The sequence below is a fragment of the Streptomyces sp. NTD91 genome, from assembly GCF_059510455.1.
In genome coordinates, this window is sequence record NZ_JCAJZW010000007.1 from 59,772 (window position 1) to 72,782 (window position 13,011).

General features: G+C 72.9%; 11 protein-coding genes. 5 read left to right on the top strand and 6 right to left on the bottom strand.

The genetic code is table 11. From position 1 onward, the window contains the following. Positions 1-49: 49 nt before the first annotated feature. Positions 50-1,063 (bottom strand): DUF8017 domain-containing protein, encoded by a 1,014-nt coding sequence (locus tag AC5WRT_RS10540; RefSeq protein ID WP_496092712.1) that lies wholly within the window; start codon positions 1,061-1,063, stop codon positions 50-52. 149 nt (positions 1,064-1,212) lie between these two features. On the opposite strand from AC5WRT_RS10540, the gene AC5WRT_RS10545 reads away from it, so the two are divergent. Continuing rightward, on the top strand, positions 1,213-1,665 hold the full coding sequence (locus AC5WRT_RS10545; RefSeq protein WP_496092713.1) for a DUF4442 domain-containing protein: 453 nt from the start codon (positions 1,213-1,215) through the stop codon (positions 1,663-1,665). 212 nt (positions 1,666-1,877) lie between these two features. Here the strand turns inward: AC5WRT_RS10545 and AC5WRT_RS10550 are convergent, their stop codons facing one another. The 3 genes from AC5WRT_RS10550 to AC5WRT_RS10560 form a co-directional block, all read right to left on the bottom strand. After that, entirely contained in the window at positions 1,878-3,056 is a 1,179-nt protein-coding gene (locus tag AC5WRT_RS10550) for an anhydro-N-acetylmuramic acid kinase (protein WP_496100149.1), read from the bottom strand. 130 nt (positions 3,057-3,186) lie between these two features. Next, entirely contained in the window at positions 3,187-4,758 is a 1,572-nt protein-coding gene (locus AC5WRT_RS10555; protein WP_496092715.1) for a sodium:solute symporter, read from the bottom strand. An 8-nt stretch (positions 4,759-4,766) separates the two neighbouring features. Then, positions 4,767-5,768: an N-acetylglucosamine kinase gene (locus AC5WRT_RS10560; protein WP_496100150.1), complete on the bottom strand. Its 1,002-nt coding sequence runs from the start codon at positions 5,766-5,768 to the stop codon at positions 4,767-4,769. A gap of 214 nt (positions 5,769-5,982) precedes the next feature. Between AC5WRT_RS10560 and AC5WRT_RS10565 the strand changes: the two genes are divergently transcribed. The 3 genes from AC5WRT_RS10565 to AC5WRT_RS10575 all read left to right on the top strand — a co-directional run bounded on the left by AC5WRT_RS10565 (position 5,983) and on the right by AC5WRT_RS10575 (position 10,177). After that, on the top strand, positions 5,983-6,930 hold the full coding sequence (locus AC5WRT_RS10565; protein WP_496100151.1) for a MurR/RpiR family transcriptional regulator: 948 nt from the start codon (positions 5,983-5,985) through the stop codon (positions 6,928-6,930). A 49-nt stretch (positions 6,931-6,979) separates the two neighbouring features. Continuing rightward, complete coding sequence (gene murQ / locus AC5WRT_RS10570; protein WP_496092718.1) at positions 6,980-7,876, top strand: N-acetylmuramic acid 6-phosphate etherase; 897 nt, start codon at positions 6,980-6,982, stop codon at positions 7,874-7,876. Between the two features lie 480 nt (positions 7,877-8,356). Next, the gene (locus tag AC5WRT_RS10575; protein WP_496100152.1) at positions 8,357-10,177 is read left to right on the top strand and encodes a ricin-type beta-trefoil lectin domain protein; all 1,821 of its coding nucleotides are present in this window, start codon (positions 8,357-8,359) and stop codon (positions 10,175-10,177) included. A gap of 165 nt (positions 10,178-10,342) precedes the next feature. On the opposite strand, the gene AC5WRT_RS10580 is transcribed toward AC5WRT_RS10575, so the two are convergent. Continuing rightward, positions 10,343-11,428 carry a lysylphosphatidylglycerol synthase transmembrane domain-containing protein gene (locus AC5WRT_RS10580; RefSeq protein WP_496092720.1) on the bottom strand — a complete coding sequence of 362 codons (1,086 nt, stop codon included), beginning with the start codon at positions 11,426-11,428 and terminating at the stop codon, positions 10,343-10,345. A gap of 252 nt (positions 11,429-11,680) precedes the next feature. On the opposite strand from AC5WRT_RS10580, the gene AC5WRT_RS10585 reads away from it, so the two are divergent. Beyond that, complete coding sequence (locus tag AC5WRT_RS10585) at positions 11,681-12,328, top strand: DedA family protein (protein WP_496092721.1); 648 nt, start codon at positions 11,681-11,683, stop codon at positions 12,326-12,328. Between the two features lie 91 nt (positions 12,329-12,419). On the opposite strand, the gene AC5WRT_RS10590 is transcribed toward AC5WRT_RS10585, so the two are convergent. Continuing rightward, complete coding sequence (locus AC5WRT_RS10590; protein WP_496092722.1) at positions 12,420-12,947, bottom strand: gamma carbonic anhydrase family protein; 528 nt, start codon at positions 12,945-12,947, stop codon at positions 12,420-12,422. Positions 12,948-13,011: the final 64 nt, after the last annotated feature.

A 13,011-nucleotide genomic window follows, 5' to 3' on the forward strand; every position in this document is an offset into this window, starting at 1 on the left:
TCCCTGCGTCGCGCGCGGGCAATCGGTTTCCCGCGCGCGCCACGCGTGCTCACTCGTTGGTCGGGTCTCCGTGCAGCCGGACCGTGCGCAGGACCTTCAGGACGGTCGCCTTGGGCACCTCACCGTTGACGCCCGTGGCCCCGTAGAAGTTGAACGACACATAGTCGTGCGCCGAGTTCTGGAAGCCGAAGGTGAGTGCCTTGCCGTCGCTGATGCACTTGCCCTTCTTCGGCGTGTGCGTCGACTGTGCCCAGGCGTAGCTGCCCCTGATGCCCGAGTCCGTGGTGAAGGCGGTGGCCTTCTTGTCCCAGGAGATGCTCTTCTTGTCGGGCTGGGTGTAGCCACCGTAGACCCACCAGGCCGGCGTGTTGATCGCGATCTCGTCCGTGTCCTTGGCGCCGTTGGCGCCCTTGACGCCCGTGACCCCGAGCGCGGTGTCCTCGGTACGGCCGTCCTTGTCGTCGTCGGAAGTGCACCACTTCGGCCGGAACTCGGCGGTACCGGACATGATGATGCCCGTGTCCTTCTCACTCTTGGGGAAGTCGAAGCCGATGCTGAGACCCGGGGACTGCACCTGCCAGTCGGCGGGCACGTCGTAGGCGACGCCCCACTTGGGGTTCACCACGACCTTCCAGCCGGGGACGGTCGGTTTCTCGGTCCCGGTGCCGCGCGGATCGTCGGTCGCCGAGCCACCGGCCGTCGGCTGGGACGTCGGCGGCCGGCTCGCGTGCTGCCCGTTCTTGCCGTCGGCCTGGTCGCTCTTGTCCTTCTTCCCCAGGACGAGATAGCCGGTCACCGCGGCGGTCGCCACGACCGCCGCCGCCGCGACGACCGCGATCAGCTTGGTGCGGCCGCCGCCCTGCTGCGGGGGCTGCGGGACGGGCGCGGTGGGCTGCTGCCCCCACTGCGGCGGCTGACCGTACGGGCCGGCCTGCGGATACTGCTGGTATCCCGGCTGCTGGTACGGGTTCGGCTGCTGGTAACCCGGTTGCTGATACGGATTCTGCTGCGGGTTGTTCTGCGGGTTCGGCGCGCCCCCTGGCGGCTGCTGATCTGGCCACATGGCCAGTAACCCTAGTGCGGCCCCGGACACGATTCGGTCACCGGCCCTCGTCGGGCTCGTAGCGAAGAGGGGCGGGCGGCGGTTCCCGCTGGTCAGTGTGGAGCGTGCGGGGCTGGCCAGTTCCCCTACTCGTCAGTAACATCTGGTCCATGACAGTTGAGAACGCCTCGATGGGCGAGATGCTGGCCGCCGCCGTTCCGATGGTGCGGACCCTGAACCTGGAGTTCGTCGAGGTCGGCCAGGAGCGTGCCGTGCTGCGGCTGCCCGACCAGCCGGACTACCACAACCACATCGGCGGCCCGCATGCCGGCGCGATGTTCACGCTGGCCGAGTCCGCCAGTGGTGCCATCGTGCTCACGGCCTTCGGCGACCAGCTCTCGCGCGCGGTGCCGCTCGCGGTACGGGCCGAGATCGCCTACAAGAAGCTGGCGATGGGGCCGGTGACCGCCACGGCGACCCTGGGCCGTTCGGCGTCGGAGGTCGTCGCCGAACTCGACGCCGGTGGGCGGCCGGAGTTTCCGGTCGACATCGCCGTACGGCGCGAGGACGGCGCCGTCACCGGTGAGATGACGGTGGTGTGGACGCTGCGGCTGAACGGCTGAGGCGGCAGGGGCGAGCCGCCGACGCGCACGACGGCCCGCGGCATGAAGAGGTACGGCGACGCGTCGTGCGCTGCGGAGACCCGGCGGGGCACGTCGGTGGTCGCCGGGACGGGTGGCCGACGCACCAGGCCGGCAGCTCCGGGAGACCGGCGGCCCGCTCCGGGGCTCGTGGTGTGGCGGCGGTGGGGCTCGTGGATCCGCGCCGCGGCCGTTCAGTCGGCGGGGCGGTCGACGCGCAGCAGGCGCGGTGGCCGTACGGCGGGTTCGGGCAGGCGCAACGGCGCCGCACCGGGAGTGATGCTGCCCAGCAGCGTGGCCCGGCGGGCGCCGGTGCCCGAGGGCAGGGTGCCGGGCAGTCCGTGGACCGTGAGGAAGCCGAGGACGGCGAAGGCCAGAGCCTCCTTGGCGTCCGAGGGCAGACCCAGGTCGTCGCTGGGCCGCAGTCGTACGCCGGGCAACTCCTCGCCGATCATGCGCATGAGCACCGGGTTGCGGGTGCCGCCGCCGGAGACGACGAGTTCGGTGACCCCGTGGACGCGGCAGGCGTCGGCCACGGTGACGGCGGTGAGCCGGGTCAGGGTGGCCAGGACGTCGTCGGGGTCAGGGGTGGGCACCGCCTCCAGCGCCCTTTGCAGGTAGGGCAGGTGGAAGTGCTCCTTGCCGGTGCTCTTCGGGGCGGGCCTGCGGTAGTAGGGGTCGTCGAGGAGGACGCGCAGCAGTCCGGGGCTGGTCCGGCCGGTGGCGGCCCTGCGCCCGTCCTTGTCACAGGTGGCGGCGCCGGCGGTGAAGTGCCGTACGGCCGCGTCCAGCAGGGCGTTGGCGGGGCCGGTGTCGTAGGCCAGCGGTTCGGCGTCGGGTGCGAGGACGGTGACGTTGGCGATGCCGCCGAGGTTCAGCGCGGCCGGCGTGCCGGGCAGGGCGCGCAGCAGAAGAGCGTCGGTCATGCCGACCAGCGGGGCGCCCTGCCCGCCCGCGGCCACGTCCCGGCTGCGCAGGTCGGAGACGACCGGGAGCCCGGTGGCCTCGGCGATCCAGGCGGGTCGGCCGAGTTGGAGCGTGCCGCGGACGGTGCCGTCCTCGACCCAGTGGTGCACGGTCTGGCCGTGCGAGACCACGAGGTCGGCGCTGTCCTCGCACAGCTCGCGCAGCGCACGGCCGGCGGCGTCGGCGAAGGCCTGGCCGACGCCGGTGTCCAGGGCGCAGACGGCCTGCGTGGTCGTCGTGGACGGCGGCAGGGTGGAGCCGATCAGGTCCCTCAGCTCGTCCGGGTAGGGCGCGGAGAGGTGACCGAGGGGCCGCAGGAGCAGGGTGTCGCCGTCCAGCGCGAGGTCCCCGGCTGCGGCCTCGATGGCGTCGTAGGAGGTGCCCGACATCAGCCCGATCACGCGCACGGCGCCTCCCGGTGCCGAGTCCGCCGCGCGGGCGGTGTCGGTCGACGCAGTGGCATGGCTTCTCCCTCGGGTGTCGGGGGTGCGGGTCCGGGGCTGCTGAGGCCCCGCACCGGGTGGGACGGGCGCGCCGTCAGTCGGTGCCGGCGGCGGTGGCGACGCGGCCGGTGCCGGAGCCCGTTCCGTCCTCGGCCGCCGGGATCGCGGCGGCCTCGGAGGCGCGGTGGAGCAGGCTCGCCAGGCCGCCGACGACCAGGGTGACGACCACGCCGATCGGCACCAGCCACTGGGCGGCGATGGCGGTCGGCACGGTGACACCGGCCACGTGGACGTCGATCTTGACGCTGCGCACGACGTACGTCATCACGCCGACCGTCACCAGGAACGCGGCGACGGAGTCGACCTCGTTGGCGCGCCGGACCAGACGCCCGAGCAGGAACGCGCCGAGCAGGGCGCCGTAGGTGTAGCCCGCGATCGTCAGACCCGTCAGATAGACGTTGCCGGTGCTGGTGCTGAAGGCACAGGCGAATACCGCCATCAGCACCGCCCACACCAGCGTCATCACGCGGGCGAGCCTCAGCAGCGACTCCTCCGACGGCGTGCCGCGGAAGAAGCTGTGGATGATGTCGGCGACCGTCGAGTTCGACATGGAGTTCAGGGCCGAGGACAGCGAGCCCATCGCGGCGCCGAGGATGCCCGCCACGAGCAGACCGGAGATCACCACCGGCAGCCCGTGCAGGATGAACTGCGGGTAGAGGTTGTCGGAGCTGGTCAGGCCCAGGGACTTGAAGTCCTTGCCCTTGTCGTACGACCACAGCAGGGCGCCGACGAGCGAGAAGGCGGCGAACTGGAGGGTGACGAAGACACCGGAGGCGATCATGGCCTTCTGGCCGTCGCGCAGCGAGCGGGTCGCCAGGACGCGCTGGACGATCAGCTGGTCCGAGCCGTGGCTGGCCATCGCGAAGATCGCGCCGCCGATGATCGCGGTCGGCAGGGCGAACGGGCTGGTCAGGACGTGCGCCAGGGTGAAGTCGGTGTCGAACAGCCGGAAGTGGTCCGAGTGCAGGGCGCTGGAGAAGCCGTCGGCGCCGACGTGGCCGGACAGCACGGCGATGGCGAGGATCGCGCCGCCCAGGTACAGGGCCATCTGGATGGCGTCGGTCCAGATGACGGCCTTGATGCCGCCGAGGTAGGTGTAGACGACGGTGATCGCTGTGAGCACGATGATGATCAGTCGGTAGCTCGCGTGCACCCCGAACTCGTCGAGCAGCAGCTTGATCGGGATCGCGGAGGCGAACAGCCGGACGCCCTCGGCGAGGAGCCGGGTGAAGACGAACGTCACCGAGGCGAGCCCCTGCAGCCTGAGCCCGAATCGGCTGCCCAGGTACTGGTAGGCGCTGACGAAGCCGCCGCGCTTGTACAGGGGGATCAGCACGGTGGCCACGACGACGCGGCCGATGACGTAGCCGAGGGCCAGTTCGACGTTCCCGAAGCCCTGCCCGCTGTACGCGCCGCCGGGCACGCTGATGACGGTGAGCACGCTGGTCTCGGTGGCCACCACGGAGAACGAGACCGTCCACCACGGCATGCGGCCCTCGCCGACGAAGTAGTCCTTCGAGGTGCTCTGCCGGCCGGCCAGGCGCAGTCCGATCACGGCGATCGCCACCAGATAGACGACGACCACCACGAGGTCGAGTTGACGCACGCTCACTCCTAAGCGACGGCCGGCGGGGGCACCGGCGGGGTGGGGACGGGGGAGAAGGGCGCCGACCGCCGGACGCGGACGACGTGCGGCTCGTGCGGTGCGCGGGCGTCCAGCGCCAGCAGGCGCGCGCCGTCGAGCGGTTGCCCGAGCGGGCGCCGCACATGCAGGGGGAGCGCGGAGCGGGACAGTGCCGAGCGCAGCGGCCCCAGCAGCGGTTCGCCGAGGCCGGTGAGTCCGCCGGTGAGGGCGACGGAGAGGGCGTCGCCGCCGATGCGGCGCGCCGCGGCGAGTACGGCCTCGCCGAGCGCGCAGGCGGCGTCCCGGATGATCGCCGAGGCCTCGACGTCGCCGACCACGGCCAGCCGTGCGACGTCCGGCGCGAAGGACGCGGTGGTGCGGGCGGGGTTGCCGTCGCGGCCGATGGCCACCGGCAGCCGGTCCGGGTCGCCGAAGCGTTCGGCGGCGGCGGCCAGCAGGGCCGTCGCCGGGCCGCGTCCGTCATGGGCGCGCAGCGCGGCCCGCAGCCCGGCGGCGCCGATCCAGGCGCCGCTGCCCTCGTCGCCGAGCCAGGGACCCCACCCGTCGACGCGGGCGTACGACCCGTCGTTCCCGACGCCGATGGCGACGGAGCCGGTGCCGATCGCGAGCACCACACCGGGGCGGCAGCCGAGGGCGCCCGCGTGGGCGGTGACGGCGTCGCTGGTGACGGCCACCTCGTCCGTGGGCAGGTCGTCGAGGAGCAGGCCGGCCAGCGTCCGGGCGGCCTCCGGCGCTGCGGCCGCCCCCGCCGCCCCCACGCAGACCGCGGCAGGCCGTGGCGCGTGCCGGTGTTCGAGGAGGGGGAGCACGGCGGCAAGTACGGCGGTGCGGGCCGCCGCGACTCCGTTCTCGGCGGCGAGCCCGGGGGCTCCGGGCACCTCGTGGATCCGCCCGGCAGGACCGTCGCCGCCGTTCCACAACGCGGCACGGCAGCCGGTCTTGCCCAGGTCCACCGCGACTACTGCTGTCATACGGCACGCCTTCGTGTCATCCGGGATGCGTCCTCCGGCAGCTCACCCGGACGGCCGGAAGGCCGAGGTGACCGGCGCGGAGCGCGGTGCAGCGAGTATCAGAACGACCGACTTCACATGTCAATAAGTAACGTCACGCAATTGGATACGTAAATTTTTGACACCCGCGGGACACGTGGTTACTGTGACGCCACCCAGCCAGGAGGAACGTCCCATGGCCAGCACCGAACCACCTCGCATACCGGCCCGGCACGCGGAGGACGCCTCCGCCGCCGGCACGCTGGCACGCATCAGGACGGCCCTGTCGTCCCTGGCGCCGTCGGAGCGACGCGTGGCCGAGGCCGTCCTCGCCGATCCGGCTCAGGCGGCGAAGCTGTCCATCAGTGCCCTCGCCGAGCGGGCCGAGACCTCGGTGGCGACCGTCATGCGCTTCTGCCGGGCGATAGAGATCACCAACTACCCGCAACTGCGCCTCGCGCTGGCCGCGGCCGCCGCCCGCGAGCACGCCCTCAGTGGAGACCGCCCGTCGCCGGGCACCGACATCAGCGCCACCGACACCCTCGACGAGATCATCCGCAAGATCGTCTACAACGAGGTGCGTGCCCTGGAGGACACCGGGGCGGGAGTGGACGTCGACGTGCTGGGCAGGGCCGTTCAGGCCCTGGGGGGAGCGGGCAGGATCGACATCTTCGGCGTCGGCGCCAGCGCGTTCGTCGGCCAGGACCTGCACCAGAAGTTGCACCGCATCGGCCGTGTGGCATTCATCTGGGCCGACCGGCACGCCGCGCTCACCGCCGCCGCCCTGCTCGGTCCGGGCGACGTGGCCCTCGCCATCTCCCATTCCGGGGAGACCGAGGACACCGTCGAGCCCCTGCAGGCCGCCGCCGAACGCGGCGCCACCACCATCGCCCTCACCAACGTCCCGCGCTCCGCCCTCGCGGAGAGCGCGGACCTCGTGCTGACGACCTGCGCCCGGGAGACGCCCTTCCGGTCCGGCGCCACCGTCAGCCGCATCGCCCAACTCGCACTCATCGACTGCCTGTTCGTCGGCGTCGCCCAGCAGTCCTACGAGGCCACGACCGCGGCGCTGGAGAAGACCTACGGCGCGGTCCAGCGCCGCAGGCGCCAGCCGTCGCCGCGCCGCACAGCGCCCGGCGACTGACCACCACACTGCTCTGCACCACCAGCATCCGGGAAAGGACGACCGCGCCGTGGACCTCAGCACACTCGGCACCGAGACCCGCAACGAGCGGACCGTCGATCTGGACCGCATGCCGGTCACCGAACTGCTCGCGGTCATGAACGACGAGGACCGGACCGTCGCCCTCGCGGTGCGCGACGCCCTCCCGCAGATCGGCGCCGCCGTCGAGGCGATCACCGAGTCGCTGCGGCGCGGCGGGCGGCTGATCTACATCGGCGCCGGCACCAGCGGCCGTATCGGCCTGCTCGACGCCGTCGAGTGCCCGCCGACCTTCGGTACCTCGCCCGGGCAGGTCGTGGGGCTGCTCTCCGGCGGTCCGGGCGCCTTCGTCCTGGCGGTCGAGGGCGCCGAGGACGAACCGAAGCGGGCGGTCGCCGACCTGGACGAGATCGGCGTGAGTGACCGGGACGCGGTGGTCGGGCTCGCCGCCAGCGGCCGTACGCCCTACGTCGTCGGCGGGTTGCGGCACGCCGCCGCCCGGGGCGCCGTCACGGTGTCGGTCGCCTGCAACCGCGACGCACTCGTCGGCCGCTACGCCGACATCCCGATCGAGATCCCCACCGGGCCCGAGGTCCTCACGGGGTCGACCCGCCTGAAGGCGGGCACCGCAGAGAAGATGGTCTGCAACATGCTCTCCACCGCCTCGATGGTGCGTCTGGGCAAGGCCTACGGAAACCTCATGGTCGACGTCAAGGCCGGCAACGGGAAACTGGTCGACCGGGCCCGCCGCATCGTCGTCCAGGCCACCGGCGCCGACCTCGACACCGCCGCCGACGCGCTTCGGGCCGCCGACGGCCACGCCAAGACCGCCGTCGTCATGCTCCTCGCCCACTGCACGGCCGAGGAGGCGACCCGCCGTCTCGACAAGGCCGGCGGCGACACGCGGACGGCCATCGGCAACGCCTGACGCCGTCTGCGCCGGCCGCCGGTCCCCGCCGGTGTCCCCGCGGCCGGGGGCTCGGGCGGAGGTTCGCGGATCTGGGAAACGCCTGGATCTCCTTGGGAGACCGCATCAAGGCCTCCGCCTCGCACACGAGTCGGCGCGTTGACGGCGCGTGGCGGCGCCGATGAAGGGGGTTGTGTCGCCATGGGGGGGCGGCGAATGGCGACGACGTACCGGCGGCACAGTGCGCCCAAAGAAACGTGGGAACGGTCCCACGGAAGCGATACCGTCGGTAACTATTGTGCGCTGCACCGATTTTGAGGCCGGGTCAATCGAACTCCTTGTTTCCCGTGAGCCGCCTGTGCGAAGGTGAGCGTTCCCGCGGGAGGGCAAAGGCGGGCGTCCGACGCCCAGGCCGGCCCGACAGGTATGCACCACATCGGCACTGCTTTCCGACAGGACGGCATTTCGCATGCCGTCCTGCGGCTGGAAGGAAATGGTTCCGTGCAGTCCCCACACCCCCCGCGCCCGCCGTATCCACCGCTGCCCGGTTCACCCGGGGAGTCCGACCGCAATCTCGCCGCCGGCCTCGGCGGCCCCTACACCGTCCGCCATCACGCCGTCGCCCTGCTGCTGGCCCGCCACTGGCGGGCCGCCTGCGACTACGCCGTCGTCTGTCTGACCTCGGCGGGACCCGCAGCCCAACTCGTCGCCACCGCCGCCTTCCACGAGGTTCTCGGCCGGATGGCGGACGGAGCCGTCGGCGGCGCCCTGCGCCCGCAACTGCTGGCCGCCGTCCGCGACACCGTCCGCGCCTGGGCGGCGGACGACGCGGCCTGCGCGACGCTGCCGGAATTGCGCAAAACCGCCGGAGGCCGCGGACTGCGCGCGACAAAGCCCGGAACGCCGGAAAGACGGCAACTGGCCGAACGCGCATTCCGGGCACTTCCCGGCGCCTCGCAATGCCTTCTGTGGCACACCGAGGTGGAGGCGGAACCGATAAACATACCCGCTGGTCTGCTGGGTATCGACCCGGCCACCGCGACGGGCGCCCTGGAACAGGCGCGCGAGCAATTCAGATCCGGTTGCGTACGCGCCCACCGGGAACTCGCCCCCACCAAGGAATGCCGCTTCCACAACCGGCTCCTGGACATCCCCCTGCGGCGAGGCGGCGCCCTGCTGCCGGACGTGCGGCAGCATCTGACGGCCTGTGCGCACTGCCGGCACGCCGCCGAGACCTTGGGGTTGATCGACGACAGTCCGGGCCTGCTGCTCGCCGAGACCGTGCTCGGCTGGGGCGCCCGCCGCTATCTCGACTCACGCCCCGGACGCGGTTCGGCCGAGGAGGTTCCGTGCGGCCCGGCGCCCGGCCCGGCGGCACCGGTCGCCGGTGGCAGGCACCGCACCACCGGTTCTGGAAGCCGCCGGCGCAAGGCCGTGGTCATCGGCGTCGGACTGACCTCGCTCGCGCTGCTCGCCACCGTCCTCGTGGCCAGGAGCTGGTCCGAGGACAACGGTGTCCGCGGGCCCGGCGCCACCCGGAACGCCCCCGTCGGCCGCACCACGCACCCGCGCGACATCGGAACCCTGCCCGCCACCGCACCCTCCGCCGCCTCGGCCGGAGAAGGCGTCGCGGTCGCCCGGGCCGGCCTGCGCGTTCTCTCCTGCGGACGCCGCCTTCACGTGCGAGGCGACACCGTCCGGGCCGGCGCGGACATCGGGCTCGCGCCCTGCTCCTCGGCCGCGGCACAGCAATGGTCGTACCAGGGCGACGGGTCGCTGCGCAGCGCCGCCGACGCCTCCCTGTGCCTCACCGCCGGCTCCAGCGCGAAGAACGTCGTGCCGCCCCGACGCCTCGCGCACCTCGGCGAGGTGGTCCACGACCTCACCGTGCAGGGCGAGGTCCTGCTGTCACGGGGCGAGGATCTCGCGCTCGGCCCGGTCACTGACGGTCCGTCAGTCCGCGTGACGGCGGACCGGCGCCGGGAGCCGCGACCGGGGGCGGGCCGGGGAGGGTGGACCCGCGCCGCAGCGGGCGGAGGCACCGGTGGCGAGGCGGGAGCGTCCGCGGGCCAGACACCAGGGCGCATCCACGGGCGGGCCGGCGGGCCGTCGTACGGGAAGATTTCGCCCGGGAAGCGGCAAGGCGGCCGTGGTGCGGGCGAGTCGAGGGGTTCGGACAGGGCCCGGTTCGCTCGGGTGGCCCTCGGTCATCGACCGTGGGCGCCCCATGCGGTGTCGTCGGCCCGGGAGGTACGGGCGGTGCACCATGTCCTGCGTCCGGTCGCCGCGGCGCCGCCGGCCGTTGGCGCGCTGCTCAACTGACGGTTGCCGGGCCCCTGATCGCTGCACCGACTCGGAGTCGGGGCACCGCGCCCCGGCTCCGGCCGAGGTCGGCGGCGCCCGGAACGGCCCTCCTGCGCCCGCTGCCCCGTCGGCTCGGCCCGTGCGGCGCCCGCCGTCCGACGGCTCGTCATGAACGGACCGGACTCACAGCACCTTGGCCCGGATCAGCGCCGACAGCAGCAACGTGCCCGGCAGCAGCGGTACCCAGTCGGTCAGCACCCGGTAGCCGATGACCGTCGCGGTGGCCGTCGCCGGTACACAGCCGAAGGCGACCAGCGTCCACACCAGCGCCGCGTCGACCGCCAGCCCGCCGGGCGCCGGAACCGCGCCGACGGCCGTGCCCGCCGCGAGACAGGCGAGCACCGCGTGGTGCCACGGCAACCCCGACCCGAGCGAGGCGCCCACACAGGCGAGCGTGGTCCCCTGCACCAGCGGCATCGCCACCGCCCCGCCCCACAGCGCGACCACCCGGCAGGGCCGCGTGTGCACCTCACGGGCATCGGAGAGTGCGGACAGCAGCAGCCCGGTGGGCGGTCGCCGCAACGGCCGTACGACCGTCAGCAGCACCCCCGCCACCACGACGGCCCCGCCGGCGACCGCGGCGACCGGGACCAGCAGTCGGCCGTCCGGGACCAGATCACCGAGGCGCCGCCAGGCCGGGGACGCCGCGAGGAACACCAGCAGCACCATGGCCTTCGCACTGGACCTGGCCAGCGAGTACAGCCCGATCGACGCGGTGGCCCGGGCCGGCGGCACCCCCTGGCCCCGCAGAAAACGCAGGGTGACGGCATGCGCACCCAGTCCGCCCGGCAACGTGTGGTTGGCGGCGCCGGCGGCGAACTGCGAGGCCAGCAGCAGCCTCGGCGGCACCCGGTCCGGCAGTGCGCCCTGGCGGACGCAGGCGGCCGCCACACAGTTCAGGCCGGTGAGACCGGCCCCGGCCAGCAGCCACCCGGGATCGGCTGCGACCAGCCGCCGTACCCCCTCGTACATCACCGGCCGGTTGGCGACCGCCCAGCCGGCGGCGAGCAACAGCGGAGCCAGGCAAAGGGCCGGCCGCAGGTGCCGGGCCCCGAGGAGGAACCGCGGGCGGGGGGTGGTCCCGGGACCGGGGCCGGGGAGCGCGGCCGAGGCGGCGGGAAGCGGATCCGCCGTCCGCGAGCACGGCGGATCCGCCGGCCGGACGTACGGCGGGGCGGAGAGCGAGGGGGACGGAGAAAGTGAGGACACGGGGACGTCGTCCTTCCGCAGTGGGCCCCACGGCGGGGACCTGGGGAGGCGGGTCGGGCGAAACCGCGGGGAGCCTTCCCCACCCGCGTGACACGGGGATGTCCGAAAACCGAAGGACCGGGGGCGGGACGGTGCCGCCGGGCGGTTGCGCGTGCGCCGCCGTTCACCGTCGACCGGGTAGCCTTCCCTTGGGGCACCCTTTGCATGCGGTGCCCCACCGGCCAGGGAAAGACGACAGGGGAGGAGCCCGCGGTGCACGTCCAGGCTTGGCTCGACTCGGTGCCCGCGGCCGCCGTGTACGCCGTGGTCGCCCTGGTGATCGGTGTGGAGAGCCTGGGCATCCCGCTTCCAGGAGAGATCATCCTGGTCTCTGCGGCGCTGATGTCCTCCCAGCACTCGGGCATCAATCCGGTCGTCCTCGGCGCGTGCGCGACCGCCGGCGCCGTGGTCGGCGACTCCATCGGCTACGCGATCGGCCGCAAGGGCGGACGCCCGCTGCTGGCCTGGCTGGGCGAGAGATTCCCGAAGCACTTCAGCGAGGGCCATGTGGCGACCGCCGAGCGGTCGTTCGAGAAGTGGGGCATGTGGGCAGTCTTCTTCGGCCGCTTCATCGCCCTGCTGCGCATCTTCGCCGGCCCGCTCGCCGGCGTCCTGCACATGCCGTACTGGAAGTTCCTGATCGCCAACGTCCTCGGCGGCATCTGCTGGGCGGGCGGCACCACGGCGGCCGTGTACTACGTCGGCGTGGTCGCGGAAGGCTGGCTGAAGAAGTTCTCGTATGTGGGGCTGGCGGCGGCTGTGGTCCTCGGCCTCGCCACCATGCTGATCGTCCAGCGCAAGGCGAAGAAGGCCCGGCGGCAGGTGGACCGAGAGGCGGAACCGGTGCGCGCCGGGGACTGAACCGTCCCGAACGGGGCGTGGGACCGATGTGCGGCTCCGTCGCGTGGGCGCGACGAGCCGCACTCGACCGGTGGTCGCCGGACGACAGGCGCTAGCGATGCACGTCCTTGTGCGCCTCGGCCAAGTCCGCATACAGCGTGCCGTTGAGGGTGACCCCCTGCCGCTCCTCCTCGGTGAGCTCCCGCCTCACCTTCGCCGGCACCCCGGCCACCAGCGACCCGGGCGGCACGAGCATCCCCTGCGGCACCAGCGCCTGGGCTGCGACGAGCGATCCGGCACCGATCACGGCCCCGTTGAGCACGGTCGCCCCCATCCCCACGAGGCAGTCGTCCTCCACGGTCGCCCCGTGGACGACGGCGTTGTGCCCGATGGAGACCCGTTCCCCGACATGCACCGGAAACCCGGGGTCCGCATGCAGGGTGACGTTGTCCTGGACGTTCGCCTGCGCCCCCACGGTGATCTTCTCGACGTCGCCCCGGACCACCGCGCCGTACCAGACGCTGGCGCCCGCGTGCAGCGTGACGTCGCCGATCACACAAGCCGTCGGCGCGACGAACGCCTCCGGATCGACCCGCGGCTCCCTGCCGCCGATACCCACGATCAGCGCCTGCTGTGTCATCACCGTCTCCTCAGCCTCCGCGACTACCCGCACGGTACGTCACGGGCTGGGGCAAAGATCACAG

What these genes read in the sequence shown, in the direction of transcription:
- AC5WRT_RS10565 (WP_496100151.1), top strand. Translation starts at nt 5,983, where the DNA reads ATGGCCAGCACCGAACCACCTCGCATACCGGCCCGGCACGCGGAGGAC.
- AC5WRT_RS10590 (WP_496092722.1), bottom strand. Translation starts at nt 12,947, where the DNA reads ATGACACAGCAGGCGCTGATCGTGGGTATCGGCGGCAGGGAGCCGCGG.
- AC5WRT_RS10540 (WP_496092712.1), bottom strand. Translation starts at nt 1,063, where the DNA reads ATGTGGCCAGATCAGCAGCCGCCAGGGGGCGCGCCGAACCCGCAGAAC.
- AC5WRT_RS10545 (WP_496092713.1), top strand. Translation starts at nt 1,213, where the DNA reads ATGACAGTTGAGAACGCCTCGATGGGCGAGATGCTGGCCGCCGCCGTT.
- AC5WRT_RS10560 (WP_496100150.1), bottom strand. Translation starts at nt 5,768, where the DNA reads ATGACAGCAGTAGTCGCGGTGGACCTGGGCAAGACCGGCTGCCGTGCC.